24 protein-coding genes and 1 tRNA gene are annotated in these 26244 nt (G+C 66.7%); 12 read left to right on the forward strand and 13 right to left on the reverse strand.

Going from position 1 to position 26244, the window contains the following annotated elements:
* Window positions 1-41 precede the first annotated feature (41 nt).
* Together mfd and U1703_RS05195 are read right to left on the reverse strand one after the other, a co-directional pair.
* A complete protein-coding gene (gene mfd, locus U1703_RS05190) occupies window positions 42-3509 on the reverse strand; it encodes a transcription-repair coupling factor (RefSeq protein WP_332784860.1) in 3468 nt (1155 codons plus the stop codon).
* 52 nt (window positions 3510-3561) lie between these two features.
* Window positions 3562-3828 carry an FAD assembly factor SdhE gene (locus tag U1703_RS05195; RefSeq protein ID WP_320452266.1) on the reverse strand — a complete coding sequence of 89 codons (267 nt, stop codon included), beginning with the start codon at window positions 3826-3828 and terminating at the stop codon, window positions 3562-3564.
* A 79-nt stretch (window positions 3829-3907) separates the two neighbouring features.
* Here U1703_RS05195 and recG point away from each other — a divergent pair, with 79 nt between their 5' ends.
* On the forward strand, window positions 3908-5962 hold the full coding sequence (recG, locus tag U1703_RS05200; RefSeq protein WP_332784861.1) for an ATP-dependent DNA helicase RecG: 2055 nt from the start codon (window positions 3908-3910) through the stop codon (window positions 5960-5962).
* A 30-nt stretch (window positions 5963-5992) separates the two neighbouring features.
* Window positions 5993-6433 carry a DMT family transporter gene (locus U1703_RS05205; protein WP_332784862.1) on the forward strand — a complete coding sequence of 147 codons (441 nt, stop codon included), beginning with the start codon at window positions 5993-5995 and terminating at the stop codon, window positions 6431-6433.
* Between the two features lie 229 nt (window positions 6434-6662).
* On the opposite strand, the gene tyrS is transcribed toward U1703_RS05205, so the two are convergent.
* The 5 genes from tyrS to serS form a co-directional block, all read right to left on the reverse strand.
* On the reverse strand, window positions 6663-7889 hold the full coding sequence (gene tyrS, locus U1703_RS05210; RefSeq protein WP_332784863.1) for a tyrosine--tRNA ligase: 1227 nt from the start codon (window positions 7887-7889) through the stop codon (window positions 6663-6665).
* 109 nt (window positions 7890-7998) lie between these two features.
* Window positions 7999-8415, reverse strand: coding sequence for a hypothetical protein (locus tag U1703_RS05215; RefSeq protein ID WP_320452270.1), 417 nt, complete (start codon window positions 8413-8415; stop codon window positions 7999-8001).
* A 111-nt stretch (window positions 8416-8526) separates the two neighbouring features.
* Window positions 8527-9804: a peptidoglycan DD-metalloendopeptidase family protein gene (locus U1703_RS05220; protein ID WP_332784864.1), complete on the reverse strand. Its 1278-nt coding sequence runs from the start codon at window positions 9802-9804 to the stop codon at window positions 8527-8529.
* Window positions 9805-9826: 22 nt separating this feature from the next.
* Entirely contained in the window at window positions 9827-10591 is a 765-nt protein-coding gene (gene surE, locus U1703_RS05225; protein ID WP_332784865.1) for a 5'/3'-nucleotidase SurE, read from the reverse strand.
* Entirely contained in the window at window positions 10591-11868 is a 1278-nt protein-coding gene (gene serS, locus U1703_RS05230) for a serine--tRNA ligase (protein WP_332784866.1), read from the reverse strand. Before serS ends, surE begins: the two co-directional genes overlap by 1 nt.
* A gap of 89 nt (window positions 11869-11957) precedes the next feature.
* Here serS and U1703_RS05235 point away from each other — a divergent pair, with 89 nt between their 5' ends.
* On the forward strand, window positions 11958-12389 hold the full coding sequence (locus U1703_RS05235; protein ID WP_332784867.1) for a host attachment family protein: 432 nt from the start codon (window positions 11958-11960) through the stop codon (window positions 12387-12389).
* Between the two features lie 26 nt (window positions 12390-12415).
* On the opposite strand, the gene U1703_RS05240 is transcribed toward U1703_RS05235, so the two are convergent.
* Window positions 12416-13366, reverse strand: coding sequence for a PEP-CTERM sorting domain-containing protein (locus tag U1703_RS05240; protein WP_332784868.1), 951 nt, complete (start codon window positions 13364-13366; stop codon window positions 12416-12418).
* 455 nt (window positions 13367-13821) lie between these two features.
* Between U1703_RS05240 and dksA the strand changes: the two genes are divergently transcribed.
* Together dksA and U1703_RS05250 are read left to right on the forward strand one after the other, a co-directional pair.
* Window positions 13822-14283, forward strand: coding sequence for an RNA polymerase-binding protein DksA (gene dksA, locus U1703_RS05245; protein ID WP_320452276.1), 462 nt, complete (start codon window positions 13822-13824; stop codon window positions 14281-14283).
* Window positions 14284-14449: 166 nt separating this feature from the next.
* Window positions 14450-14851, forward strand: coding sequence for a PilZ domain-containing protein (locus tag U1703_RS05250; RefSeq protein ID WP_320452277.1), 402 nt, complete (start codon window positions 14450-14452; stop codon window positions 14849-14851).
* Window positions 14852-14999: 148 nt separating this feature from the next.
* Here the strand turns inward: U1703_RS05250 and U1703_RS05255 are convergent, their stop codons facing one another.
* Window positions 15000-15155: a DUF465 domain-containing protein gene (locus tag U1703_RS05255; protein WP_294272988.1), complete on the reverse strand. Its 156-nt coding sequence runs from the start codon at window positions 15153-15155 to the stop codon at window positions 15000-15002.
* A gap of 203 nt (window positions 15156-15358) precedes the next feature.
* Here U1703_RS05255 and U1703_RS05260 point away from each other — a divergent pair, with 203 nt between their 5' ends.
* Both U1703_RS05260 and U1703_RS05265 read left to right on the forward strand, forming a co-directional pair.
* Window positions 15359-15556 carry a YdcH family protein gene (locus tag U1703_RS05260; RefSeq protein WP_320452278.1) on the forward strand — a complete coding sequence of 66 codons (198 nt, stop codon included), beginning with the start codon at window positions 15359-15361 and terminating at the stop codon, window positions 15554-15556.
* A 97-nt stretch (window positions 15557-15653) separates the two neighbouring features.
* Complete coding sequence (locus tag U1703_RS05265) at window positions 15654-16115, forward strand: DUF1465 family protein (RefSeq protein WP_320452279.1); 462 nt, start codon at window positions 15654-15656, stop codon at window positions 16113-16115.
* A 4-nt stretch (window positions 16116-16119) separates the two neighbouring features.
* On the opposite strand, the gene U1703_RS05270 is transcribed toward U1703_RS05265, so the two are convergent.
* Window positions 16120-17094, reverse strand: coding sequence for an NAD(P)H-dependent flavin oxidoreductase (locus U1703_RS05270; RefSeq protein WP_332784869.1), 975 nt, complete (start codon window positions 17092-17094; stop codon window positions 16120-16122).
* A gap of 134 nt (window positions 17095-17228) precedes the next feature.
* Between U1703_RS05270 and U1703_RS05275 the strand changes: the two genes are divergently transcribed.
* The 3 genes from U1703_RS05275 to U1703_RS05285 all read left to right on the forward strand — a co-directional run bounded on the left by U1703_RS05275 (window position 17229) and on the right by U1703_RS05285 (window position 22233).
* Window positions 17229-19814, forward strand: a complete 2586-nt coding sequence (locus tag U1703_RS05275) for a M1 family metallopeptidase (protein WP_332784870.1) — start codon at window positions 17229-17231, stop codon at window positions 19812-19814.
* Between the two features lie 362 nt (window positions 19815-20176).
* Window positions 20177-21739 (forward strand): S10 family peptidase, encoded by a 1563-nt coding sequence (locus U1703_RS05280; RefSeq protein WP_332784930.1) that lies wholly within the window; start codon window positions 20177-20179, stop codon window positions 21737-21739.
* 38 nt (window positions 21740-21777) lie between these two features.
* On the forward strand, window positions 21778-22233 hold the full coding sequence (locus tag U1703_RS05285; protein ID WP_332784871.1) for a hypothetical protein: 456 nt from the start codon (window positions 21778-21780) through the stop codon (window positions 22231-22233).
* Window positions 22234-22236: 3 nt separating this feature from the next.
* Here the strand turns inward: U1703_RS05285 and U1703_RS05290 are convergent.
* Both U1703_RS05290 and U1703_RS05295 read right to left on the reverse strand, forming a co-directional pair.
* Window positions 22237-22312, reverse strand: a tRNA-Lys gene (locus U1703_RS05290).
* Between the two features lie 141 nt (window positions 22313-22453).
* On the reverse strand, window positions 22454-23062 hold the full coding sequence (locus U1703_RS05295; protein ID WP_332784872.1) for an NAD(P)-dependent oxidoreductase: 609 nt from the start codon (window positions 23060-23062) through the stop codon (window positions 22454-22456).
* Window positions 23063-23154: 92 nt separating this feature from the next.
* Between U1703_RS05295 and U1703_RS05300 the strand changes: the two genes are divergently transcribed.
* Window positions 23155-23574: a winged helix-turn-helix transcriptional regulator gene (locus U1703_RS05300; protein ID WP_332784873.1), complete on the forward strand. Its 420-nt coding sequence runs from the start codon at window positions 23155-23157 to the stop codon at window positions 23572-23574.
* On the opposite strand, the gene U1703_RS05305 is transcribed toward U1703_RS05300, so the two are convergent.
* Window positions 23562-25001, reverse strand: coding sequence for an NAD-dependent succinate-semialdehyde dehydrogenase (locus U1703_RS05305; RefSeq protein ID WP_332784874.1), 1440 nt, complete (start codon window positions 24999-25001; stop codon window positions 23562-23564). The two genes, U1703_RS05300 and U1703_RS05305, sit on opposite strands and share 13 nt — an antisense overlap.
* Window positions 25002-25208: 207 nt before the next feature.
* On the opposite strand from U1703_RS05305, the gene U1703_RS05310 reads away from it, so the two are divergent.
* Window positions 25209-26243, forward strand: a complete 1035-nt coding sequence (locus tag U1703_RS05310) for a sulfate ABC transporter substrate-binding protein (protein ID WP_332784875.1) — start codon at window positions 25209-25211, stop codon at window positions 26241-26243.
* The last annotated feature ends 1 nt before the right edge of the window (window position 26244 follow it).

Consider the following 26244-nt stretch of genomic DNA (forward strand, 5'->3'; position numbering starts at 1 on the left):
CGCCAAATCCCCCCCCAAGCCGGGCTTGGGGAGGAAGTGGCTTACCCCGCCGCCTTCGCCAGCCCCTTCGACAGTTGCAGCGCGCCGTGCAGTCTGGCCTTGGCATCGGGCCAGGCGCGGTTAAGCACCAGCTTGCCGTCGGGACGCAGCTTGGCCAGTTCGCCCAGCCGCTCGACATAGGCGAACAGGCCATCGACATTGGGCGGCCGATTGTCGTGGAAGGCGATCAGGACCCCGCGCTGGCCGACATCCATCTTGGCGATGCACGCCTTCTTCGCGTTCAGCTTGATCTTGATGACCTGGATCAGATTGTCGGTCGCCTCGGGCAGCGGGCCGAAACGGTCGATCATCTCGGCAGCGAATTCCTCGACTTCCTGATGCTTCTCCAGGTCGTTGAGGCGACGATACAACCCCATGCGCAGGTCGAGATCGGGGACGTAATCGTCGGGGATCAGGATCGGCGCATCGACGGTGATCTGGGGCGAGAAGTCGCGCTTCTTCTCGAACGCACCGCCCGCCTTGGCCTCCAGGATCGCCTCTTCCAGCATCGACTGGTAGAGTTCGTAGCCGACCTCCTTGATATGGCCCGACTGTTCGTCACCCAGCAGATTGCCGGCACCACGAATGTCGAGGTCATGGCTGGCCAGCTGGAATCCGGCACCCAGCGTGTCGAGGTCGGACAACACCTTCAACCGCTTCTCCGCCGCCTCGGTCATCATCCGTTCGGGCGGGGTGACCATGTACGCATAGGCCCGCGTCTTCGACCGGCCGACCCGCCCGCGCAACTGGTAGAGCTGGGCGAGGCCGAAGCGGTCGGCGCGGTTGACGATCATCGTGTTGGCCGATGGAATGTCGATGCCGCTTTCGATGATGGTGGTCGACACCAGCACCTCGAACTTGCGGTCGTAGAAGGCGGACATGCGCTCCTCGACCTCGGTCGCCGACATCTGGCCATGCGCGATGACGTAGCGGATTTCGGGAACCTCCTTGCGCAGGAATTCCTCGATATCGGGCAGGTCGGCGACGCGCGGCGTGACCAGGAAGCTCTGCCCGCCGCGATAATGTTCGCGCAGCAACGCCTCGCGCAGCACCACCGGGTCCCACGGCATGACATAGGTGCGCACCGCGAGCCGGTCGACCGGCGGCGTCTGGATCACCGAAAGCTCGCGCAGGCCCGACATCGCCATTTGCAGCGTGCGCGGGATAGGTGTCGCGGTCAGCGTCAGCATATGGACGTCGGCCTTCAACGCCTTCAGCCGTTCCTTATGGGTCACGCCGAACCGCTGTTCCTCGTCGACGATGACCAGGCCCAGCCGCTTGAACTCGACGGTCTTGGCCAGCAGCGCATGGGTGCCGACGACGATGTCGATATCACCCGACGCCGCGCCGTCCTTTGTCCGCTTGGCCTCGCTCGCGGTGACGAGGCGCGAGAGGCGGCCGATCTTGATCGGGAAACCCTCGAACCGCTGGACGAAGTTGTTGTAATGCTGGCGTGCCAGCAAGGTGGTCGGGCAGACCACCGCCACCTGCATCCCCGCCATCGCCGCGACGAACGCGGCGCGCAACGCCACCTCGGTCTTGCCGAAGCCGACATCGCCGACGATCAACCGGTCCATCGGCTTGCCTGCCGTCAGGTCGCCCAGCACATCGTCGATCGCCCGGTCCTGGTCGTCGGTTTCCTCATAGGGGAAGCGGTCGACAAAGGCCGGATAGCCCGCACTGTCCGGTTCGGCCACCTCGCCGGGGCGCAGCGCGCGTTCGGCGGCGACGGCGATCAGCTCACCCGCGATCTCGCGGATGCGCTCCTTCATCTTCGCCTTGCGCCGCTGCCACGCCTCGCCGCCCAGCCGGTCGAGAGTCGCGCCGTCCTCGCCCGAGCCGTAGCGGGTCAGGACCTCCAGATTTTCGACCGGCACGTACAGCTTGTCGCCGCCCGCATAGGACAAGGCGACGCAGTCATGCGGGCTCTTGCCGACGGGGATCGAGGTCAACCCCTCGTACCGGCCGATGCCGTGGTCGGAGTGAACGACCAGATCGCCGGGCGAGAGCGTCGCCAGCTCGGCGAGGAAGGCGTCGGCCGACTTGCGCCTTTTCTGCCGCCGGATCAGCCGGTCGCCCAGCATGTCCTGCTCGGTCAGCAGCGCGATGCCCGGCGCGGTGAAGCCATGGTCGAGCGGCAGGACGACCAGCGCGACGCCGAAGCTCTTCGACGTGTCGGCGATGCCCAGCGCTTCCTGCCAGCCCTCGGCCGCCTTCGCGCCCTTCAGGCCATGGTCCTTCAGCAGGCTGCCCAACCGCTCGCGTGCGCCGACCGAATAGCTGGCGAGGACGGGCTTGCGGCCTTGCTTGCGCAACGCCTCGATATGATCGACCACCGCCTCGTAGATATTGGCATGGGCGGCGCGTTCGGGCGCGAAGTCGCGCGCGCCGTCCACCTCGAAATCGAGGACCGTCGCGCTTGTCGGTTCGTGGAAGGGCGAGACGAGGTGCGCGGTCGCCGCCTCCAGTCCCGCGTTCCACTCCTTGTCCGTCAGGTAGAGAGCCTTGGCGGGTAGCGGACGGAAGCTGCCTGGCTGGGCCGCCTCGGCGCGTTTGCGGTTTTCATAATAGTCGGCGACTGCCTCGAACCGGCTGGTCACCGCCGCGGCGACGCCACTGTCCCGCACCACCACCGCGCCGTCGCCGAGATGGTCGAACACGGTCGACAGCTTCTCTTCGAACAGCGGCAGCCAATGCTCCATGCCCGCCATGCGCCGCCCCTCCGACACCGCCTGATAGAGCGGGTCGCCGGTCGCGGTCGCGCCAAAGGTCTCGCGGTAGCGGGTGCGGAAGCGCTTGATCGACTCCTCGTCGAGCAACGCCTCGGAGGCGGGGAGCAGGGTGAACCCGTCGATCCGTCCCGTCGTCCGCTGGTCGGCGGGGTCGAAGGTGCGGACGCTTTCGATCTCGTCGCCGAAGAAGTCGAGACGCAGCGCCTGTTCCTCGCCGCTGGGGAACAAATCGACCAGGCCGCCGCGCACCGCGAATTCGCCCTGATCGTGGACCGTCTCGGTACGGACATAGCCGTTCGCCTGGAGCAGGACCGACAGCTTCTCAAGCCCGATCCGCTCGCCGGGCGCCAGCCGCGCGACCAGTTGCCGGATGCGGAACGGCGTCAGCACCCGCTGGGTCACGGCATTGGCGGTGGTCAGGACGAGCTGCGCCGCCTTGGGCCTGGCCTGTAGCCGGTGCAGCCCCGCGATCCGCTCCGCCATGACGCGCAGGGTGGGCGAGGCGCGGTCATAGGGCAGGCAGTCCCAAGCGGGGATCTGCAAGACCTCCAGCTCGGGCGCGAAATAGGTCGCGGTCGAGGCCAGTTCGCGCATCTGTGCTTCGTCGGCGCAGATGAACACCGCCCGCATCGTCGCCGCGCGCGCCAGATCGGCGAGCAGCACGGGCAGGAACCCCGCCGGAACGCCCGACAGGGTCAGCGGGCTCTGGGCGGTCAGGATCGTCTTGATATCGGGCATGGGGTTCCGAAACTGGGGGAGCTAGGCGTCTGAACGTGCGTCCAGGCGTAAGTTACCGGGCGATGGGTACAAAATTCAGCGCGCGCATCCGCTGCATCACCGGGCCGTCCCATTGTGGCGGGCAAGGCTGGGAACCGATCGCCCAGGCCATGATGTCGACATCCTGTTCCTCCAGCAGCGCCTCGAACCAGTCGAGTTCCTCGGGGCTCAGCGTCTCGTGATGCGCGTCGAAAAAGCCGCCGATCATCAGGTCGGCTTCCTTGGTGCCGCGATGCCATGCGCGAAAGCGGAGGCGCTTGATACGGGTTTCGTGGTCCATGGGGTTCCGATCCAACGAGATTAAGACCCGACACGCTCTGGCGGCGCGCGAGGCAGAGGCTATACAGACCCATCTAGTCATGCGTCCCGATATCCTCAATCCGCTGTTCGCCGAGGTCACGTCGCTGAAAGGCGTCGGGCCCGGCCTCGCCAAGCCGCTCGAACGCCTGCGTATCGCGCGGGTGGTCGATGTCGCCTTCCATCTGCCGACCGGCCATATCGATCGCGTGCCCCGCGACGAATTGATGGCGTCGGATGCGGGAAGGGTGATCGCTATCCCGCTGACGGTGAAGGAGCATCGCGCCTCGTCCTCCCCGCGCGGGCCGACACGGGTGCGGGCCGAGGATGCGGCGGGCAACAGCGTGGCGCTGGTCTATTTCGGCGGCAATTCGGGCTGGGTGAAGAAGCTGCTGCCCATCGGCGAGACGAAGGTCGTGTCCGGCCGCCTGGACCTGTACGGCCAGGATTTGCAGATCGTCCACCCCGATCTGGGCGACAGCACAGAGGGATTTCGTGAGCGCGAGGCCATTTATCCGCTGTCGGAAGGGATCACCTCGCGGCGGCTGGGGGCGCTGGCGGCGCAGGCGGTCGAGCGCGCGCCCGAGCTGCCCGAATGGATCGAGCCGGGGCTGAAGGCGCAGCGTGGCTGGCCCGACTGGCGCGAAGCGCTCGCCCGTATCCATGCCGATCCGGCGGATACGAAGGCGCGCGAGCGACTGGGCTATGACGAGGTGTTCGCCAACCAGCTTGCGATGACGCTGGTTCGCGCGGATACCCGCAAGCGGCGCGGGCGGGCGCTGAACGGCGACGGGCGGCTGCGCGATATGCTCAAGCTGCCCTATACGCTGACCGGCGCGCAGAGCCGGACGGTGCGCGAGATTGAGGGCGACCTGGCGCAGGATGCGCCGATGCTGCGACTGCTCCAGGGCGATGTCGGCGCAGGGAAAACGCTGGTCGCGGCGATGGCGATGCTGATCGCAGTCGAGGCGGGGGCGCAGGCGGCGATGCTGGCGCCGACCGAAATCCTCGCGCGCCAGCATTACGAGACGTTGCGCAAGGTCCTTGCCGGATTGCCGGTCGAGATCGCGGTGTTGACCGGCCGCGACAAGGGCAAGGCGCGCGAGGCCACGTTGATGGCGCTGGCGGCGGGGGAGATCGATATTCTGGTCGGCACCCACGCCATCTTCCAGGACACGGTGACGTACCGCGACCTCGCTCTGGTGGTGGTGGACGAGCAGCATCGCTTTGGTGTGGCGCAGCGGATGATGCTGTCGGCCAAGGGCAAGGCCCCGCCGCACCTGCTGGCGATGACCGCGACGCCGATCCCGCGCACGCTGACGCTGGCCAATTACGGCGAGATGGACGTCAGCCGGTTGGACGAGATGCCGCCGGGCCGCCAGCCGATCGAGACGCGCGTGGTGTCCGAGGACCGGCTGGACGAAGTGGTCAACGCGCTGGGCCGCCATTTGTCCGACGGCGGGCAGGCTTATTGGGTGTGCCCGCTGGTCGAGGAGAGCGAGAAGTCCGACCTCGCCGCGGCCGAGATGCGCGCCGAGACCCTGCGCGCGCGGTTCGGGGATCGGGTGGGGCTCGTCCATGGCAAGATGAAGCCTGCCGAGAAGGACGCCGTGATGGAGGCGTTTTCGGGCGGGCGGCTGGGCGTGCTGGTCGCGACGACGGTGATCGAGGTGGGGGTGGACGTGCCCAATGCCACGCTGATCATGATCGAACATGCCGACCGCTTCGGGCTGGCGCAGCTCCATCAGTTACGTGGGCGCGTCGGGCGGGGCGGGGGGCTGTCGCGCTGTCTGCTGTTGCGCGGGTCGCACCTGTCGGAGACGTCGCGGGCACGGTTGGCGTTGATGCGCGAGACCAATGACGGCTTCCGTATCGCCGAGGAGGATCTGCGGCTGCGCGGGGCGGGCGAGTTGCTCGGCACGCGACAGTCGGGCGAGATGGCGTTCCGGCTGGCGACGCCCGAAAACATGGCCGACCTGATGCAATGCGCGCAGGACGATGCCCGGCTGCTGATCGACCGCGATGGCGGGTTGGAGGCACCGCGCGGACAGGCGGCGCGGACGGCGCTGTATCTGTTCGAGCGGGATGCGGGTGTGGCGCTGCTGCGCTCGGGCTGAACGAAGCGGTTTGGATAGCGTTGGGTGTAGATGGCTGCCGTGTTTCCCCTCATTCTCGTCCTGATCGCCGGTATCGGCCTGGCGATCCAGCCGCCGACCAATGCAGCGCTTGCCAAGGCGTCGGGGTCGGTGGTGTCGGCCGCGCTGACGTCCTTCATGATCGGGACGCTTGCACTGGCGATCGCCTGGGCCGCGTTCGACCGCACCAGCCCGGCGGCTTTGAAGAGTGCGCCGGGCTGGGCCTGGCTGGGCGGGTTCTACGGCGCTGGGTTCGTGGCGGTGCTCGCCTATGCCGCGCCGCGCCTGGGGGTGTCGGTGGCGTTGACGGCGGCGATCGCCAGCCAGTTGGTGGCGGCGCTGCTCGTCGATCATTTCGGACTGTTCGGGGTGCGCGTCGAGCCCGTGACGATGGGCAAGGTCATCGGCGTTGCGTTGGTCATCGCGGGCGCGGTGGTGGTGCGGCGGGGGTAGGGGCTTGGCCTGTCGACCAGCCTGCTCCCCAGCGAAGGCCGGGGTCCAGTTACTGGCGGTTTGTGGCGCGCCATAAGTTGGTGGAAGTAAGTCGCCTCCCACGCAGCGTTACCGCGCTTCTTCGACTTGGTAGAAACTGGACCCCGGCCTTCGCCGAGGAACGGGCCCTAGGAAGAGGACCATGACCCCAAACTCGGTTCTGCCTGAGCGGAGTCGAAGGCCACAGGAATCACCCCGCCGTTAGCAACCCGTGATTCTTCTTGCCCGACGACAGTTTCACCGGCTCGGCCCCGACGGCGATGACGGCAGTCTCGTCCGCCACCTTCTCTCCGTCCACACGCGCGCCGCCGCCCGCGATCAGCCGCCGTGCTTCGCCCTTGGACTTGGCGAAGCCCAGCCCGATCAGCGCATCGACGATCGTCACTGACCCGCCGTGAACCGCAAAGCTGGGCAGTGCCGCGCCCGCAGCCCCTTCCTCGAAGGTCCGTCGCGCCGTTTCCGCCGCTTCGTCCGCCGCCGCGCGGCCACGGCACATGGCGGTGGCTTCGTTGGCGAGAATCTTCTTGGCCTCGTTGATCTCCGCGCCCTCCAGCACCTCCAGACGCGCGATCTCGTCCAGCGGCAGGTCGGTGAACAGACGCAGGAAGCGACCGACATCGCGGTCGTCGGTGTTGCGCCAGAATTGCCAGTAATCGAAATGCGGCAACTGGTCTTCATGCAGCCAGACCGCGCCGGACATGGTCTTGCCCATCTTGCCGCCGTCCGCCGTGGTGATCAGCGGGGTGGTCACGCCGAACACGTCGGTCCCGTCCATGCGGCGGGCGAGTTCGATGCCGTTGACGATATTGCCCCACTGGTCCGACCCGCCCATCTGCAGGCGGCAGCCATGACGCTGCGCCAGTTCGCGGAAGTCGTACGCCTGGAGGATCATATAATTGAATTCGAGGAAGCTCAGCGACTGTTCGCGGTCGAGGCGCAACTTCACCGAGTCGAACGACAGCATCCGGTTGACCGAAAAATGCTGCCCCACCTCGCGCAGGAAGGGGATGTATTCCAGCTTGTCGAGCCAGTCGGCATTGTCGACCATCACCGCGTCGCTGGGCCCGTCGCCGAAGGTCAGGAATCGCTCGAAGATGCGCTTGATCGAGGCGACATTGGTCTTGATCCCGTCCTCGCCGAGCAGCTTGCGCGCCTCGTCCTTGAAGCTGGGATCGCCGATCTTGCCGGTGCCGCCGCCCATCAGGACGATCGGCTTGTGCCCGGTCTGCTGCATCCGGCGCAGGAGCATGATCTGCACCAGGCTGCCCACGTGCAGCGACGGCGCGGTCGGGTCGAAGCCGATATAGCCGGGCACCACACCCGCCAGCGCCAGCCGGTCCAGCGCGGCGCCGTCGGTCATCTGGTGGACGTAACCCCGTTCATCCAGGGTGCGAAGCAGATCGGAGGTATATGCCATGATGGCGGCTCGTTACACCGCCGATCCGCGTTCGTCACCCTCCGCCGACGGCAAAGGGGCGCGAACCCTTCGGTCCGCGCCCCTTCGCATCGGTCAGAAACGTAGCGGCTTACCGGCAGACGGTACGCCCGCCCCGCTCGACATAGGTGCAGGGGCGATAGCCCGAACCCCGGCCGTTATAGTTGGTATAGTCGCCCTGCGACCGGGGATCGACATAGCCCGGCGTGCGGCGGGCGCGGTCGAGTTCGCGACCGACCCGTGCCTCGCGACGCTCACGCCAGTCATTGCCGCGCCGGCCCCGATCGTCACGCCAGTCGCGCCGATCGCCACGACCACGGCGGTCGTCGCGCCAGTCGCGGCGGTCGTCCCTGCGGTCACCTCGCCAGTCGCGGCGATCACGGTCGCCCCGAGGGCCGTCGTCGCGCCAGGACTGGGCCTGGGCGGAGGATACGGGCAGGGCGGTCGTGGTGACCACACCGGCCACCGAAAGGCCGATCATGGCCAGAGCGCGAAACATCTTCTTCATACGCCAACTCCCAGGGGCGAAGGCCCCAAGTCTGTTTTCAACCTATGACAGGTCGTGGCGTTCCGAATCCTGAACCCGCCGTTAGGCAATGTTCAGGTTCGGGCGGGGCGATCAGCGCGAAGGCAGGCGGCTGAGCGGGTCGACCGGCGCGCGGCCGCGGCGCAGTTCGAAGTGGAGTTCGGGCCGGTCGGCAAAGCCGGTCTGTCCCGACAGCGCCAGCATCTGGCCGCGCTTCACGCTTTGCCCGCGCTGGACCATCAGCTTGGAGGCATGGCCATAGACGCTGGTCCAGCCATCGCCATGCTTGACGATGACCAGGCCGCCGAGCGCGGCGATGCCGTCGCCGACATAGGCGACGACGCCGTCCGCGGTCGCCTTGATCGGCGTGCCGATCGGCACCGCGATCTTGATGCCGTCATTGCGCTCGCCGCTCGACCCGGCACCGAAGCGTTTGACCACACGCCCGTCGACAGGCCAGGCAAAGCCCGAGCTGAGCCGGGTCGGGGCCGCCACCACGGCGGTCGGCGGCAGGACGCGACGCGGGGTCGCGCTGGGCCTGGCCGGGGCCTGGTTCGAGGCGAGCGCGGGCTCGCCACCGGTCAGGATGTCGTCGACGTCCAGCTTGAAGGCGGCCGCGCGCTCGGCCGCGCTGGTCATTGGTGCGCCGGACGCGCTGGCGACGGCGGTGTCGGGGATGATGATACGCTGGCCCGCACGCAGCACGAACGGCTCGGTCAGGCCATTGGCCTCGACGATGCGCGACCATTCGATGCCATAGGCGCGCGCGATGGCGATGCCGCTCTCGCCCGACCGGACCAGATGATAGCGGCCGCCGGGAATGGTCAGCCTCTGCCCGGTGCGGATGACGAACGGCGCGGACAGGCCATTGGCACGCGCGATCGCTTCCGACCCCGAGCCGGTCCGGTCCGCCACGGCGCGCAGCGTGTCGCCGGGGCGGACGATATAGGTAGTGTCGGGAATCGCCCGCGCGTCGGGCGTGACCGGGCGCAACTCCCAGGAGGGGCGCGGCGCGGGCAGGGTCGAGACGGGCTGGCGCAGCGCTGGTGCCTGCGCGACGGCCTCAGCCACCGGTTGGCGCATGACGGCGCGTGGCGGTGTCGGGCGCCTGATGCTCTGGCCAGTGGCGACCGGCACCGATCGGCGAACAGGCGGACGAGCGGCGTTGGAGCGAGGAGCGCCGGCACGCGGGGGCGTTACCGGCGGGATTGCCCGCGTCGTAGGACGATCCGCCACGGGCACGGGCTGGGGAGCGGGCGGCGGCGCGGCGGGTTCGGCCGCACGCGTCGGCGGCTCCATGTTCGGGATGCACGCGGACAGCAGCAGCCCGGCCCCGATGATGCCACCGATCGTCGTTACAGTCCGCCCCACGCCCTTATTCCCCCGGCTTACCTCAGCGATATGCTTCGTTAAGCATAGCAAGCGACGGCGCGTGCGTCAGGTCGAGATGCAGCGGCGTGACCGCGATGTGATCGTCGGCCACCGCATCCAGATCGGTGTCGTCGCCCGGCTGATGCGGCAACCGCCCGAGCGCCAGCCAGTAATAGTCATAGCCACGCGGATCGCTTCTCCGCTCGAGCTTCGCACGGCCATAGTCGCGCAGACCCTGACGGGCGACGCGGATACCCTTCACTCCCTCGGGCGCCACCGGCGGGAAGTTGATATTGACGAGGGTGCGGGGTGCGAAGTCGCGGGCCAGCAACGGGCGCAACACACGCTCGCCCCAGGCCTCGGCTGTTGCGAAGGAGACACGGTCGCCGACCCCTTGCGTCGGATAGCGCTGGCTCAGCGCGATCGAGCGAATGCCCGCCAATGCCCCCTCCATCGCGGCCGACACCGTCCCGGAATAGAACACGTCCTCGCCCAGATTCGCGCCGCGATTGACGCCCGACAGGATCAGATCGGGCTTGGCATCCTTCATCACCTCGCCGAGCGCCATCAGCACCGAATCGGTCGGCGTGCCGGTGACGGCAAAGCGCCGCTCCCCGAATTGGCGCAGCCGCATCGGCCGGGTCAGGGTCAGCGAGCGGCTGGTCCCCGATTGGTCCTCGGCAGGCGCGACGATCCAGACATCGTCCGACAGCGTTGCGGCGATCCGCTCCAGGGCGTCGAGCCCCGGTGCGTGATAGCCATCGTCATTGGTGAGCAGGATGCGCATCAGCGCGGCTCCAGCACCGCCTGCCCGCCGAGATAGGGACGCAGCACCTCCGGCACGACTACCGAGCCGTCGGCCTGCTGGTAATTCTCGATCACCGCGACCAGGGTGCGACCGACCGCCAGCCCCGAGCCGTTCAGGGTATGGACGAAGCGCGTCCCCTTGCCCTCGGTCGGGCGATAGCGCGCCATCATGCGCCGCGCCTGGAAATCGGTGCAGGTCGAGCAGGACGAAATCTCGCGATACCGCGCCTGTCCGGGCAGCCAAACCTCCAGGTCATAGGTGCGCGCGGCCGAGAAACCCATGTCGCCGGTGCACAGCAGCATCCGGCGATAGGGCAGGTTCAGCGCGTCCAGCACGCCCTCGGCGCAGGTCGTCATCCGCTCATGTTCGGCATCCGACTGGTCCGGGGTGGTGATCGACACCATCTCGACCTTGTCGAACTGGTGCTGGCGGATCAGCCCACGCGTGTCGCGTCCCGCCGCGCCCGCTTCCGAGCGGAAACAGGGCGTCAGCGCGGTGAAGCGCAGCGGCAGCTCCGCCTCGCTCAAAATCGCCTCGCGCACGATATTGGTCAGCGAGACTTCCGCCGTGGGGATCAGCCAGCGACCATCGGTGGTGCGGAACAGATCCTCGGCGAACTTGGGCAACTGTCCGGTGCCGAAGGCGGCTTCGTCGCGGACCAGCAGCGGCGGCTGGACCAGCTCGAACCCGTTTTCCTCGGTCATCCGGTCGAGCATGAACTGGCCGAGCGCACGCGACAGCCGCGCCATGGGGCCGCGCAACAGGGTGAAGCGGGCACCCGACAGGGCGACGCCCGTCTCGAAATCCATGCCCAGCGCGGGCGCGATCGCGTCATGCTCGCGCGCCTCGAACGCGAAGGTCGCGGGCTCGCCCTTCTGGTGGACCAGCGCATTGTCGTCCTCGTCCGCGCCCTGCGGCACGTCGGCGGCGGGCAGGTTGGGAATGGCGGCCAGCGCGGTGTTCAACTCGGCCTCGACCACGCGCTCCTGCTCCTCCAGTTCGGGGAGCTTCGCCTTCAGTGCGGCGACTTCGTCCATCAGGCTTTGTGCGCGCGCATCGTCCTTCGACGCCTTGGCCTGACCAATCTGCTTGGACAGGTCGTTGCGGCGGGTCTGGGCCGCTTGCGCCTCGGCGATGATCGCGCGGCGGCGTTCGTCGATCGCGATCAGCGTCTCGGCCTGGGGTTCGGCGCCCCGCTTGGCGAGGGCGGCGTCGAAGGCGGCGGGGTCGTCCCGGATCAGGCGAATGTCGTGCATGGGGGCGAGGCTATGGCGTTCGCTCCGCCGACACGCAACCCGTGGCGAAGCGTCCGCGTTATCTCGGGGCATATAGAAGGAGAAACGCGATGCAGGTGCCGCATAACAGCTTCGTGCTGGTCGTCGATGGCCGCAAGAGCCTGTTCTTTCGGAACGATGGGGATGCCGAATATCCCAATCTGATCGTCGAGCAGGCGGTGGAGCATCCCAATCCCGCCGATCGCGACCAAAAGACCGATCGGGCGGGCCAGGCCTCCTCGACCACCGGCGGCACGATGGGCGAGGTCGATTTCCACCAGCAGGAGGAAGATCGCTTCGCCGCCGAAACCGCCGACATGCTCAAGCGTCGCGCACTCGCCAACGAGTTCGAGGCGCTGATCGTCGTCGCCCCGCCCAAGACGCTGGGCGAGCTGCGCAAGCATTATCACAAGTCGGTCGAGGACCGGCTGGTCGGCGAACTGGCCAAGGACCTGACCGGGCATCCGGTGCCCGAGATCGAGGCCGCGCTGCAAAAGGCGTAAACGCACCCCTTTCGGCGGGGGCTGGCTCAGGCCGTTTTGGGCTTGGCCAGTCGCCGCCGGATGACCAGTGCCGCCGCGGCACTGCCGAACAGCAGCACCATCGGCGGTGCCGGGACCGGAGTCGGCGGGGGTTTATCGCCACCGCCGGACGACGACGCACTGGAAGCCGAAGACGTACTCGACGCCGACGACGCGCTGGAGGCGGACGAACCGTTGGACGACCAGCCGTTGCTGCTCGACGCATAGCCGCTCGACGAGGCACTCGACGCGCTGGAAGCGGACGATGCCGACGACGCGCTCGAAGAACTGCCACCGCCCGAGGACGTCGAGGACACGTTCCCCGACGAGGTCGAGGAGACGTTGCCGGACGAGGTCGAGGACACATTGCCCGACGATGTGGACGTGGACGACACATTGCCGCTGGACGAGGTGCTGGAGACGTTGCCGCTCGAGGAGGTGGACGACCCGCCGCCGCTGGTCGAGGCGCTGCTGCCCCCGCTGGCCGAGCCGCCCGAGGCGGAAGAGGTCGAACTCGAGCCGCCGGTGCTGGTCGACGAAATGACGATGTTGCCGTTCGACCCGCCGCCGAAGCCGAAGCCGCCGCCAAAGCCTCCACCCCAGCCGCCGCCCCAACCCCCGTTCAGGCCACCGCCCCAGCCGCCGATCACGGCCGGGATATAGCCGCCGTTCGACGTCGCCGCCGGGCCGCTGGGGGGCAGGGGGATGGGAACCGGCGGTTCGTTGGTGGTGACCGTCACGATGGTCGGCGGCGGCGTGGTCGTGGTCGTCGTGGTGCGAACGGCATAGCGGCGCACGGGGCGCGGCGGCGTGCGGCGGACGATCCGCTTCTTCACCTTCGTCTGCTTGACCACGGCCGGGCGCTTGGCATTGTCCACCATGTGGACAGCGCCCCCGCCGATCACGGCGCCGCCTGCGGCACATGCCGTCAGCTTCGCCAGGGCCATTCGAACCGACATTCTCACATCCTCAAACGGTACGCTTCCCATCGACCGCTTCTGGGGCGCGGTATGCGTGCGAACTTACGCACAGGGAGGCGCACGCGGCGGTTTGGGAAACGCCTATGTCATCATAGTGACCAAGAAAGGCTTAAGCTCCAAGTCTTGAGTTCACAATGACGTCCGGCTTTGGGATTCGCCGGGATCGCGCGGGCCGGGAACAATCCGGCGAACCTGTTGGCAAGCATGGCGAATCACCTAATTCGATGATCGGGTGTGTTGATACCGGTCATCGTACGCCATTCGTCCACATCCTGTTCACATCGCAACATTATTATAGAAATGACTGAAACGACGAAATGCCTGTCGCTTGCGGCAGAAGGTGGCACGGACTATAGGCCCTCTCAACCATCAGGGGGCGGTCCCGTACACAACGGTGCCGAACGTCGCACCGACGGGCCCTTTGGGAGAGTGGTATGGCGACGGTGTTTAATCGCGTGACGGATTCCACTGGGCCGGATGTGGCCAATGATCTCGACGAAAATTATCGTCCGAGTGCTGACGAGCCGTTCATGAGCCTGAAGCAGCAGGCTTATTTTCGACGCAAGCTGATCGAATGGAAGGAATCGATCCAGCGGGAGGCGCAGGGAACCCTGTCGCAGCTCCAGGTCGATTCGCTGCGGGAACCCGATCTGACCGACCGGGCCTCGAGCGAGACCGACTGGTCGATCGAGCTGCGCACACGTGATCGCCAGCGTAAGCTGATCTCGAAGATCGACGCCGCGCTGCGTCGGATCGACGAGGGCGAATATGGCTATTGCGAAGTGACCGGCGAGCCGATCAGCCTGGGGCGGCTGGAAGCGCGGCCGATCGCGACGATGACGGTCGAGGCGCAGGAGCGTCACGAGCGCAACGAAAAGGTCTCACGCGACGACTGACGCGCCGTCCGGCGAAGCGTCCACCGGCCGACCGCTTCGGATAAGCGCAAAGGGCTTGTCCGAAGGCCAGGAATGGGCTGTTGCCAAGCCGGTCTTAATCAGTTTGAAACGCCGCCACGGCTAGGTTCGCGGCGGCGCAATAACGGTCGAATACGGAACAAGCGATATGGACGCGACGAACCGCACCCCGGACACCGGGTCCGCGACGGCGGCACAGGGGCAGGCCCAGGGCGACCGGACCGGCCAGCGCGACAGCCTGTTGCTGATGGCGCAAATGACCCTGGACGGCGAAGCCGCGCCGCGCGAAGTCCGCGTTCGTAATATCTCGGAAGGTGGCCTGATGGCCGAACTGCCGGTGTCGGCCGAAATCGGATCGTCGGTTGCGCTCGACCTGCGCGGTGTCGGCGCGATCACCGGGCGGATCGCCTGGTGCACCCAGGGCCGTGTCGGCGTGGCGTTCGATCGCCAGATCGACCCCAAGCTGGTCCGCAAGCCGGTCGGCGGCGGCACCTCGACCCCGGAATATGCCAAGGCCGCGACGGTCCCGAAGACGCGCCCGTTCGGCTGATACGCATTGCTGTGAGGCAGTGTCGCAGTGACGGCAGGCGCCTGAGCGGCATCGGCAACGATCATGCGAAAGCGGCGGCCCTGTTCGATGACAGGGCGGCCGCGATAAGGGCCGCGGCGGGCCGGATGACCCGCGCGGCCGACCAAGGCTACAGGCCTTGCAGTTCTTCCTTGAGCTTGAGCTTCTGCTTCTTGAGATCCGCCAGGATCAGGGCGTCGGGCACGGGACGCTGTGATTCGGCGCTGATCCGCCGGTCGAGCGTGGCATGCTTGGTCTCCAGGGCCGTTTGATGCGCCGTATGCATAGGGCTTCAACCTCCTGTGTTGCTTTGGGAGAGTGAGTAAATCACCAAATCGGGTATCTGTCCCCCCTGATCTTAGTCAGAATCGACCGGTCGAGCGATTTGGCGCGACGACGCGATGCCGCCTATCGCCGCGTGCGTGCGAGCTTGCTAGAGGGGGCTCGCGGCGTCGGATTTCCCGGCACCGACCCGGTTGGGGGAGCAGGATGGACATCACGCTGGCGCGCGCGCGGATCGACCTGTTGCGCATCGAGCATCGCGATCTGGACGATGCGATCGCCGCACTGCTGCAATCCAACACCCCCGACCAGTTGCAGATCGCACGCCTGAAAAAGCGCAAGTTGCGCCTGCGCGACGAACTGGCGGAGTGGGAAGACCGGCTGATCCCGGACATCATCGCCTGATTCCCGAAGCGATCCGTGCCGGGCGGTTCGTATCGGGACAGGGCGGTGCGATGCAGCCTCTTGTGGCGGCCTTCGCCCTCATGCGAGCCATAGCGCTATGCTCCGCGCCCTGTCCGACTCTCCGTTCCAGTCCAAGCTGATCGATGGCCTGTATGTTGACGCGATGGCGTTGGCGGAGGCGGCCCGTGGTTATTTCGACGGGGTCGGGCGGCAGGAGCGCGAAATGCTGGACCCGGTCGCGCGCGTTGCCTTTTCCTGCGAATCGCTGAAGGTGACGACCCGGCTGATGCATGTCATCGCCTGGGTCCTGACCCAGCGCGCGGTGGAAGCGGGCGAGATGCGCTGGACCGACGCACGCGATCCGGTCCGGCGGCTGGGCTCCTCGCCCGAATCCGACGAGGGGCTGGTGGCCGAACTGCCGCCGCATGCCCGCACGCTTACCCGCGCCAGCCTGGACCTGCATCGCCGGACCGAGCGGCTGGACCTGCTGGCCGATCAGCATGTGCCGGTCGTCAGCCCGGTGCAGATGCTGCACGCCCGGCTGGGCCAGGCGTTCTGAGCCTTTAGCGGGGCAGCGACAGCCTGGCCCGGGCATCGGCATATTGCCGCGCCAGTTCAGCGATACGCTCGGCCGCGGGGACGATCCGGTCGACCGCGCCGATACCCTGGCCCGCACCCCAGATGTCGCGCCACGCCTTGGCCGCTTGACCGCCGCCGAAGTTCATCGTCGCGACGTCCCCGTCGGGCAGATTGTCCGGGTCCAGTCCCGCCGCGACGATCGAAGCGCGCAGGTAATTGCCATGCACCCCGGTGAACAGGCTGGAATAGATGATGTCGCTGGCCCGACCGTCGACGACCGCCTGCTTATAGGCTTCCGCCGCATGGGCCTCGGCCGTGGCGATGAAGGGCGAGCCGATATAGGCGAAGTCGGCGCCCATCGCCTGCGCCGCCAGGATCGCGTCGCCGGTCGCGATCGCGCCCGCCAGGGCCAGCGGACCGTCGAACCAGCTGCGGATCTCCTGGACCAGCGCGAAGGGGGACAGACGTCCGGCATGGCCGCCCGCACCGGTCGCCACCGCGATCAGCCCGTCCGCGCCCTTTTCGACCGCCTTTCGCGCGAACCGGTCGTCGATCACGTCATGCAGGGTGATCCCGCCCCAGGCATGGACACCCGCATTCAGATCCTCGCGCGCGCCCAGCGAGGTGATGATAATCGGCACCTTCCACTTGGCGCAGACCGCCAGGTCCGCCTCCAGCCGGTCGTTGGAGCGGTGGACGATCTGGTTCACCGCAAAGGGCGCCGCCGGGCGATCGGGATGGGCGCGATCATGCGCCGCCAGTTCCTCGGTGATCCGGTGCAGCCACTCGTCGAGCAGGCTGGCCGGTCGGGCATTCAGGGCGGGGAACGAGCCGACGATCCCGGCCTTGCACTGGGCGATGACCAGATCCGGGTTGGAGATGATGAACAGCGGCGATCCGATGACCGGCAGCGTGAGACGGTCGAAGGGTGGGCGACTCAGGGCAGGGGGCAGGCTCATGGCTTGACGATAACGTAAAGGTAAAGCGTGTCCAGCGGGCAACGCCCGTGCAATATTATTACATGACCGTCATTTGCTTTGGGCTGGACAGGGCGTAGAGATTTTTCATTCCCAATTGAAAGGCCCTGATTGCGATGAAGTCCGCCCTATCGGTCCTGTTGGCCCTGACCGTTTCCACCCCGGCGCTGGCGGCGGGCCAGCTGCCGCAGACCGTTGCACCGGTCCTGTACGACATCACCGTGCGCCCCGATGCGAAGGCGCTGACCTTCGCGGGTGAGGAAACCGTCGATGTCGATGTAAAGCAGGCCACCGCGACGATCGTGCTGAACGCCGCCGAACTGACCGTCACGCGTGCGACCTTCGACGGAAAGCCGGTGCCCTTTGCGCTCGACAAGACGGCACAGACGCTGACCCTGACGCTGCCCCAGGCGGCCAGCGTGGGACGGCACAAGGTCGGGTTCGCCTGGACCGGCACGATCAACCGCTCGGCCAACGGCCTGTTCGCGATCGACTATAGCAATGCGGACGGCAGCCAGGCGCGGATGCTCGCGACCCAGTTCGAGGCGCCCGATGCCCGCCGCTTCGCGCCGATGTGGGACGAGCCCGCCTTCAAGGCCAGGTTCCGCCTGTCCGCCACCGCGCCCAAGGGCCAGCGCGCGATCAGCAACATGCCCGCCGCCTCGGTCACCCCCCAAGCCGACGGCACGCAGCTGTATCGCTTCGGCGAAACGCCGGTCATGTCGAGCTATCTGTTGTATTTCGGTTCGGGCGATCTGGACCGCAAGACGGTCAACGCCAACGGGGTCGAGATCGGCGTGGTCAGCCGCAAGGGCGTGGTCGACCAGGGCGACTATGCGCTCGCCTCGGCTTCCAAGCTTCTGTCCTACTACAATAACTATTTCGGCACGCCCTATCCGCTGCCCAAGATGGACATGATCGCCGGGCCAGGCTCCAGCCAGTTCTTCGGCGCGATGGAGAATTGGGGCGCGATCTTCTATTTCGAGAACGAGCTGCTCTTCGACCCCAAGGTCATGACCGAGAGCAACCGCCAGCGCATCCACACCGTCGTCGCGCATGAAATGGCGCATCAGTGGTTCGGCGACCTCGTCACCATGCGCTGGTGGGACGACCTGTGGCTGAACGAGGGTTTCGCGTCATGGATGGAGGGCAAGGCCTCCAACGACCTGAACCCCAGCTGGAAGGCCGCCGCCGCCAGTGTCGCGGGCGAGCGCGAGTCGGCCATGGGCATCGACGCCACCGCCGCGACCCACCCGATCATCCGCAAAGTCGAGACGGTCGACCAGATCGGCGAGGCGTTCGACAGCATCACCTATCTGAAGGGCCAGGCGGTCATCGGGATGCTGGAATCGACGCTGGGTGCCGATCCCTTCCGCAACGGCATCCGCGCCTATATGGCGAAGTATAAGTACCAGAACACGGTTACCGACCAGCTTTGGGAGGAATTGTCCAAGGCGTCGGGCACCAATGTCGCGACCATCGCGCATGACTTCACCCTGCAGGCGGGCGTGCCGCTGATCACCCTGTCGGGCACGCGGTGCGAGGGCGGCAAGACGGTGGCGATGCTGTCGCAGGGGCGCTTCGGGCTGGACGAGGCGTCGAAGGCCCCTCAAACCTGGCATGTGCCGATCCGCGTCGCCACGATCGGCGGCGGACAGACGAGCGCGATCGTCACCGGCACGACCCCGGCACCGGTCACGGTCGGCGGCTGCGGCACGCTGGTCCTGAACCAGGGCAAGGGCTCCTATACCCGCGTCATGTACGACGATGCGGGCCATGCCGCGATCGTGCGCGACTATACGAAGCTGTCGCTGGAGGATCGCCTGGGCACGCTGGGCGACGATTACGCGCTGGCGGCGGGCGGATACCAGAATCTCAGCCGCTGGTTCGACCTGATGGCCAAGGTATCGCCCGAGGCCGATCCGCTGGAATGGCAGACGGTGACCGGCGAGCTCTCGCGGCTCGATGGCCTGTATGAGGGCACCCCGCTCGAAAAGCCGCTGCGCGCCCGGATCGCCGCGATCCTGTCGCCGGTCCTGGCGCGCGTCGGGTTCGAGGCCAAGCCGGGCGAGGAAGCGCCGGTGTCCAACCTGCGCGAGACGTTGATCGGGCGGCTGGGCACCAGTGGCGACGCGATGGTCGCGGCGCGTGCGCGCGGCTATGTCTCGGCGCTGGACAAGAACCCCAACGCCATCCCGGCGGCGATCCGCCAGCCGATCCTGTCGACCTATGCCACCCGCGCGACGGCGGACGAGTGGGATCGCCTGTACGAACTTGCCAAGGCCGAGCGTAACCCGGTGGTGAAGAACCGCTATGTCTCGCTGCTCGGCTATGCCGAGGACGAAGCTGCGGCGCGCCGGGCGCTAAGCGTGTTGAAGGACAGCACCTTCACCCCGCCGCAGCGCGCATCGCTGCTCCGCTCGATCGCGGGTGCGCATCCCGACATGGCGTTCGACTGGGCGGTCGCGAACAAGGCGCTGGTCGACAGCTTCCTGGAGGAGAGCAACCGCTCGACCTTCATCGTCGGCCTGGGCGCAGGGTCGAACGATCCGGCGATGCCCGGCAAGATCGAACGTTGGGCCGCCGCCAACCTGCCCGAAAGCTCGCGCGGCGGGGCCAAGCGCTCCATCGCGCAGATCGCGGTGCGCAAGGCGGTTGCCGACCGGCTGAAGCCCGCCGTCCAGGCGTGGCTGGCACGCTGAGGTACGGAGCGGCGGGAGAATGTTTTCCCGCCGCTTCCGGCCTAAGTCCGGGCAACGTCGAGAAAGAATAGCGACGGCGCGTGGGAGGCGATCGATGGCGATGGCCTCCCACACATGGTTTTTGCGCCCTCGCATCCAAATGGCAACTGGGCCCCGGCCTTCGCCGGGGAACGGACCGGAATAAAGTCATGCGTATAATTTCCGATCTCGCCCAGGCGGAACCGGGAACGGCGATAATCACCCCGCAATCCCGCAACCCCTTGCCTCCAGGGTCGAAAAGCGGAACCATGGCGCTCTTGTCATCGAATTGAGGGCCCTTCGTGATCCGCAACAGCCTCGCTCTTCTCCTCGCCGCCACCGCCATGACCACGCCGCTCGCCGCGCAGGAGGAGGGGGAGAAAAAGGCCCCGCATCACGAAGCCGCCAAGGCCGAGGCCGAGGCCGCTTGGGCGCGTGCGCCGCTGGACGAGACCGAGGTCCGCCACCGCGACAGCGTGACGTTGGGCGGCCGGTCCTATCCCTATATCGCCTCCGCCGGCACGCTGACCGTGCGCGATATCGAGGGCAAGCCGACCGCCTCGATGTTCTACACCGCCTATACGCTCGACGGGACGAAGCCGGGCACCAAGCGGCCGGTGACGTTCCTGTACAATGGCGGGCCGGGATCGCCGTCCTTCTGGCTGCGCATGGGGTCGTTCGCGCCGATCCGTATCCGCACGACGAGCCCGGAATTCGTCCGGCCTGCACCCTATGACGTGGGGCCGAACCCGGACTCGCTGCTTGACAAGACCGACCTCGTCTTCCTGGATGCGATCGGCACCGGCTATTCCCGGCCGCTGGGCGACATGAAGCCCGCGCAATTCTACGGCGTGGACGAGGATGTCGACGTCTTTGCCGGCGCGATCCAGCGTTACGTCACCAAATATGGCCGCTGGATGAGCCCCAAATTCCTGCTCGGCGAAAGCTATGGCACGCTCCGCTCGGGCGCGCTGGCGTATCAGTTGCAGGAAAAGGGCATGGCGTTGAACGGCGTGGTGCTGCTCAGCTCGATCATGAACTATGGCTATCGCCAGCCGGGGCTGGATCAGGTCTATCTCAATTACCTGCCCAGCTATGCGGCGACCGCCTGGTATCACAACCGCCTGGTCGATCGCCCTGCTGATGTCGCGACCGTCGTGGCGCAGGCGCGGGCCTTCGCGGTCGGACCCTATATGTCGGCGCTGGCCAAGGGGCAGAGCATCTCGCCCCAGGAACGCGACCAGATCGCCGAGCAGATGAGCCGCCTGATCGGCATCTCGCCCGACTATATCAAGCGCGCCAATCTGCGCATCGACCTGCCGCGATTCCAGAAGGAATTGCTGCGCGGATCGGCGCGGACGGTGGGGCGGTTCGATTCGCGCTATCTGGGCATCGACACCGACGCGGCCGGAGAACGGCCTGAGACGGATGCCTCTTCGGATGCGATTTCAGGGGCGTATATCGCGTCCTTCCAGGATTATCTGCAATCGACGCTCGGCTATAAGACCGAGTTGCCCTATCGCCTGTCGGCACGCGATGCGGCGGGCTGGACCTGGAACTGGAAGCACAAGTCGCCCGACGGGTCGCAGAACAACCCCAACACCGCGATCGACCTGGGCGCCGCGATGCGGGCGAACCCGTATCTGAAGGTGCTGTCGATGAACGGCTATTACGACATGGCCACGCCGTTCTTCGGCACCGAGAACGACTTGGGCCATATGATGCTGGAGCCCGCGCAGCAGGCCAATCTGCGTTTCACCTATTACCCGGCGGGTCACATGACCTACCTGAACCCCGATGCGCTGCGGAGCATGAAGGCGGATTTGTCGCGCTGGTATGACGAGGCGGTGAGTGATGCAAAGTCCGCGACGCCGCCGGTGCCGCCTTCGGGGCAGGGGGCGCGGTGAGGGCCCCTTTGTCATAAAAAAGGGGGGGGCAGGGCCGGATGCGTCGATATACGTTCGTCGTTACCCTGCTGTCCACCACCCTAGGCGGCTGCTCATATGGCTATGGCGTCGAAGCGGTCGCAGGCCGCCGTGGCATCATGTTCGTCGTAGACCCAAACAGTCCAGAGACCCCTTCATGCGTACGCCTGATCGAGGTGTATTCCGTCCGGGACAAGGTCATCGTCTGGCGAGACAGCGTCGATTACCAAGACGATTGCGCGAACGACTTTCCCGTTACGTTTGGTGAAAGATTCAAAGGTCGCCACGAACCCGACTGGCCAGTGATCCCGGCCCGACCCTTGCGGCGTGGCGTTCCGTATGAGGTCCGGACGACGACGGGGGCCATCGGATATGGCCTCGGCCATTTCATGATCCGGGATAATGGTCGGATCGAAAACATGCCGATAAGCAACAGCTCTGCTGAGCCGAAGCCTTCATCAGATATGAATATATAAGGATGGTGGACGCACTTGGGCTCGAACCAAGGACCCGCTGATTAAGAGTCAGCTGCTCTACCAACTGAGCTATGCGTCCGATGCCGGTTTGCGGCATGGCGGGGAGCCAAGTCCCCGTCTGGTGGGGCGCTGTTAGCCGAGCATGTCCGACCTGCCAAGGGGGTTTTTGACATTTTTCTTGCGGCCGGGATCGGATGGACGATCCCGACCGCAAAGCGGCTCAATAGCCGACGGTGAAGCGCTGGCGGATGTGGCGCGGCTGTTCGATCTCGTCGGCGAGTGCGATGGCATAATCCTCGAACGAGATGCTGCTGCCTTGGTCGTTCGACAATAGCTGGTCGGTGCCCAGCCGGAACCGGCCGGTCCGCTGGCCCGGCACGAACATCGCGGAGGGCGACAGGAAGGTCCAATCCAGATCATCGACGGCGCGCAGGTGGTCGAGGAACGTCGCCCCCGCCGCGGCCTCGACCTTATAGGCTTCCGGGAAGTCCGGCTGGTCGATCAGGCGCTGGCCGGGGGCGATCTCCAGGCTGCCCGCGCCGCCCACGACCAGATAGCGCTTCACGTCCGAGGCGCGGACGGTGTCGATCAGCTTGGCCGCATCGGTCGGCGCGAAATGGACCGAGCTGACGACCACGTCATGTCCGCGTAGCGTGTCGGCCAGCGCATCCGGCTGGTCCACGTCGCCTGCCACGGCGGTCACACCGGGCAGGGTCGCGATCCGGTCCGTGTTGCGGGCGATCCCGGTCACTACATGGCCGCGATCCGAGAGTTCCTTCAGGATGCGCGAGCCCGCATTGCCGGAGGCACCGATAAGCGCGATCTTCATGGTCTTTCCTTTCCACAGTCCACTTTGTAGACCGTGGAGCTATGCAGAGCGCCGCCGCACCACAAGACGTCATCTTCGAGGGACCAGGTCACATGGGCGTGACCATGACGCTGACCGGGGAGGGCGGGTGCCCTATCCGCGAGGTGCTGGACCGGATCGGCGACCAGTGGAGTTTGCTCGTCCTCGCCGCGCTGGAGCCGGAGACGTTGCGGTTCAACGTCCTGCTGCGGCGGATCGGCGACGTGTCGAAACAGATGCTGTCGCGCACGCTGCGGCGGCTGGAGGAGGACGGCTTTGTCGAGCGGACCGTCTATGCGGAGGTGCCGCCCAAGGTGGAATATCGCCTCACCGATCTGGGGAGATCGTTTCTGGAACCCATGCGCGGGTTGATCCACTGGGCGGACATGCATCAGCCCGCCGTGGAGGCGGCCCGCGCGGCGTATCGCGCGCGGGCCTGGCCCCATCCGCCCCAAGCCGGGCCTGGGGCGACGTCATCGCGTCAGGCGATGTGAACGGACTTGGTGATCATGTGGTTGGCGATGCCCTCGGGCCCGTCCTCCGAGCCGTAGCCGCTTTCCTTGACCCCGCCGAAGGGCGCATCGCCCCAGCTGAGCCGCACGGTGTTGATCGCGACCATGCCTGCCTCGATCTCATCGGCAAGCTGGTTCTGGCGGCGGCCGTTTTCGGTGAAGCAATAGGCGCCCAGGCCGAAGGGCAGGCGATTGGCTTCCGCGATCGCATCTTCGGTGGTGGCGAAGGGGCGGATCAGCGCGATCGGGCCGAACGGCTCTTCGTTCATCGCCTGCGCGTCGAGCGACACGTCGGCCAGTACGGTGGGGGCGAAGAAGAAGCCATCACCGTTCCGCGCCTCGCCGCCGGTCAGCTTGCGCGCGCCGTTGCGCACCGCATCCTCGATCATCGCGCCGATCGCTTCGGGGCGACGCGGATTGGCCATAGGGCCCATCTGCGTGTCCGACGACAGGCCATCGCCGATCTTCAGTGCGGCGGCCCGCTCGGCAAAGCCCTTGGCGAAACGCTCGTAAATCCCCTCCTGCACATGGAAGCGGGTGGGGGCGACGCAGACCTGGCCCGCATTGCGGAATTTGTGGGTGACCAGCAGGTCCAGCGTCTTGTCGAGGTCGCAGTCGTCGAACACCAGGACCGGGCCATGACCGCCCAGCTCCATGGTCGACTTCATCACCGTGTCGGCGGCAAGCTTGAGCAGATGCTTGCCGACCGGCACCGACCCGGTGAAGCTGAGCTTGCGGGTGATGGGCGAGGCGAGCAGGTGACGCGACACCGCGTCGGGCACGCCGAAGACGAGCTGCGCGACGTCACCCGGCAGACCCGCATCCTGGAAACAGCGCATGATCGCGATCGCGCTGGCGGGGGTTTCCTCGCTGGGCTTCAGGATGACCGAGCATCCGGCGGCGATGGCGGGCGAAATCTTGCGCACCGGGTTCATCACCGGGAAGTTCCAGGCGCAGAACGCCGCGACCGGCCCGACCGGCTGTTGCAGCACCAGCGAGCGGGTGCCGGTGGGGCGGGGCAGCACGCGGCCATAGATGCGGACCGCCTCGCCCGCATGGAAATCGAGCAGCGCGGCGGTCGCGGCGACCTCGCCACGTGCCTCGACGATCGGCTTGCCTTCCTCCAGCGTGGCGAGGCGGGCGAGGTCCTCCGCGCGCTCGCGGACGAGTGCGGCGGTGCGGTGCAGGACGGCGGCGCGTTCCTGCGGCGCGGTCTTGCGCCACTGTTCGAACCCACGTGCGGCGGCTTCCAGCGCACGGTCCATATCGGCGGCGGTCGCCAGAGGCAGGTCGCCCAGCGATTGGCCGGTCGCTGGGTTCAGCACCGCCTGGGTGTCGCGCCCCTCGGGGCCCAGCCACTCGCCGCCGATATAAAGGCCATTTTTTACATCCAGTTGCGAGGCGGTCATGCGCGTCCTTTCGAAATGGGAAGGGGGTGTAATGCGAGCGGGAGATCGGCCTTGCGCGCCGTCGATACAAGGCCGGCGGGTGCCAAATCCGGCTTCTGTCGGGATTGATGGAGCAAAAGCGGGGCTTTGCGCGTCCCAAGCATTCCGGCATTTCCTATCGGGGGGATCGAGATAGGTTAGGCACCGAAACGAAAGGGACGGGTCCAGATGCGAGCACCATTTCCGGCCATGATGGCCGCGTTGATGATCGGGACGGTCGGCCTGGCTGGCTGTTCGGGTGGCAATGGCGGCGGCAAGGGCTCGGTCGAGCTGCTGAACGTCAGCTATGATCCGACGCGCGAGTTGTACAAGGACGTCAACGCCGCCTTTGCGAAGGCCTATAAGGCCAAGACCGGCCAGACCGTGTCGTTCCGCATGAGCCATGGCGGGTCGGGCAAACAGTCGCGGTCGGTGATCGATGGATTGTCGGCCGATGTGGTGACGCTGGCGCTCGCCTATGACATCGACGCGCTGGCCGAGCGGGCCAAGCTGCTCCCCGCCAACTGGCAGAGCCGCCTGCCCGACAACAGCGCGCCCTATACCTCGACCATCGTGTTCCTAGTCCGCAAGGGCAATCCGAAGGGCATTCGCGACTGGGCCGATCTGGTGAAGCCGGGCGTGCAGGTCATCACGCCCAGCCCCAAGACCAGCGGCGGCGCGCGGTGGAATTTTCTGGCGGCCTGGGCCTATGGCAAGAAGGCAGGGGGCTCGGACGCGGCGGCGCAGAAATACGTCGCCGATCTCTACGCTCACGTACCGGTGCTCGACTCCGGCGCGCGCGGCGCGACCACGACATTCGTCGAGCGCGGGCTGGGCGATGTCCTGATCGCCTGGGAGAATGAGGCGCTGCTGTCCGAGAAGGAATTGGGCGCGGGCAAGTTCGACATCGTCGTGCCGTCGATCTCGATCCTCGCCGAGCCGCCGGTCGCGGTGGTCGACGCCAACGCCAAGGCGCATGGCACCGAGCAGGTGGCGACCGAATATCTCAAGTTCCTCTATACGGCCGAGGGGCAGGAGATCGCCGCGCGCAACTTCTACCGCCCGCGCGACCAGGCGGTGCTGGCCAAGCATGCCGCGACCTTCCCCAAGCTGGACATGGTGACGATCCAGGATTTTGGCGGCTGGGGCGCGGCGCAGAAGCGCTATTTCGCCGATGGCGGCGTGTTCGATGCCATCTATGCCGGCAAGGCCGCGCGGCGTTGAC

The organism is Sphingomonas flavida (assembly GCF_036663655.1).
In the GTDB taxonomy this organism is placed as follows: Bacteria; Pseudomonadota; Alphaproteobacteria; order Sphingomonadales; family Sphingomonadaceae; genus Sphingomonas.

Excerpts from the sequence above, each read along its gene's own strand:
- U1703_RS05270 (WP_332784869.1), bottom strand. The coding sequence starts at position 17,094 with ATGAGCCTGCCCCCTGCCCTGAGTCGCCCACCCTTCGACCGTCTCACG.
- U1703_RS05235 (WP_332784867.1), top strand. The coding sequence starts at position 11,958 with ATGCAGGTGCCGCATAACAGCTTCGTGCTGGTCGTCGATGGCCGCAAG.
- U1703_RS05195 (WP_320452266.1), bottom strand. The coding sequence starts at position 3,828 with ATGGACCACGAAACCCGTATCAAGCGCCTCCGCTTTCGCGCATGGCAT.
- recG (WP_332784861.1), top strand. The coding sequence starts at position 3,908 with ATGCGTCCCGATATCCTCAATCCGCTGTTCGCCGAGGTCACGTCGCTG.
- U1703_RS05215 (WP_320452270.1), bottom strand. The coding sequence starts at position 8,415 with ATGAAGAAGATGTTTCGCGCTCTGGCCATGATCGGCCTTTCGGTGGCC.
- serS (WP_332784866.1), bottom strand. The coding sequence starts at position 11,868 with ATGCACGACATTCGCCTGATCCGGGACGACCCCGCCGCCTTCGACGCC.
- U1703_RS05285 (WP_332784871.1), top strand. The coding sequence starts at position 21,778 with ATGCGTCGATATACGTTCGTCGTTACCCTGCTGTCCACCACCCTAGGC.
- U1703_RS05265 (WP_320452279.1), top strand. The coding sequence starts at position 15,654 with ATGCTCCGCGCCCTGTCCGACTCTCCGTTCCAGTCCAAGCTGATCGAT.
- U1703_RS05255 (WP_294272988.1), bottom strand. The coding sequence starts at position 15,155 with ATGCATACGGCGCATCAAACGGCCCTGGAGACCAAGCATGCCACGCTC.
- U1703_RS05260 (WP_320452278.1), top strand. The coding sequence starts at position 15,359 with ATGGACATCACGCTGGCGCGCGCGCGGATCGACCTGTTGCGCATCGAG.
- U1703_RS05280 (WP_332784930.1), top strand. The coding sequence starts at position 20,177 with ATGACCACGCCGCTCGCCGCGCAGGAGGAGGGGGAGAAAAAGGCCCCG.
- U1703_RS05295 (WP_332784872.1), bottom strand. The coding sequence starts at position 23,062 with ATGAAGATCGCGCTTATCGGTGCCTCCGGCAATGCGGGCTCGCGCATC.
- U1703_RS05275 (WP_332784870.1), top strand. The coding sequence starts at position 17,229 with ATGAAGTCCGCCCTATCGGTCCTGTTGGCCCTGACCGTTTCCACCCCG.
- U1703_RS05310 (WP_332784875.1), top strand. The coding sequence starts at position 25,209 with ATGCGAGCACCATTTCCGGCCATGATGGCCGCGTTGATGATCGGGACG.
- surE (WP_332784865.1), bottom strand. The coding sequence starts at position 10,591 with ATGCGCATCCTGCTCACCAATGACGATGGCTATCACGCACCGGGGCTC.
- tyrS (WP_332784863.1), bottom strand. The coding sequence starts at position 7,889 with ATGGCATATACCTCCGATCTGCTTCGCACCCTGGATGAACGGGGTTAC.
- U1703_RS05240 (WP_332784868.1), bottom strand. The coding sequence starts at position 13,366 with ATGTCGGTTCGAATGGCCCTGGCGAAGCTGACGGCATGTGCCGCAGGC.
- U1703_RS05250 (WP_320452277.1), top strand. The coding sequence starts at position 14,450 with ATGGACGCGACGAACCGCACCCCGGACACCGGGTCCGCGACGGCGGCA.
- U1703_RS05205 (WP_332784862.1), top strand. The coding sequence starts at position 5,993 with ATGGCTGCCGTGTTTCCCCTCATTCTCGTCCTGATCGCCGGTATCGGC.
- dksA (WP_320452276.1), top strand. The coding sequence starts at position 13,822 with ATGGCGACGGTGTTTAATCGCGTGACGGATTCCACTGGGCCGGATGTG.
- U1703_RS05305 (WP_332784874.1), bottom strand. The coding sequence starts at position 25,001 with ATGACCGCCTCGCAACTGGATGTAAAAAATGGCCTTTATATCGGCGGC.
- mfd (WP_332784860.1), bottom strand. The coding sequence starts at position 3,509 with ATGCCCGATATCAAGACGATCCTGACCGCCCAGAGCCCGCTGACCCTG.
- U1703_RS05300 (WP_332784873.1), top strand. The coding sequence starts at position 23,155 with ATGGGCGTGACCATGACGCTGACCGGGGAGGGCGGGTGCCCTATCCGC.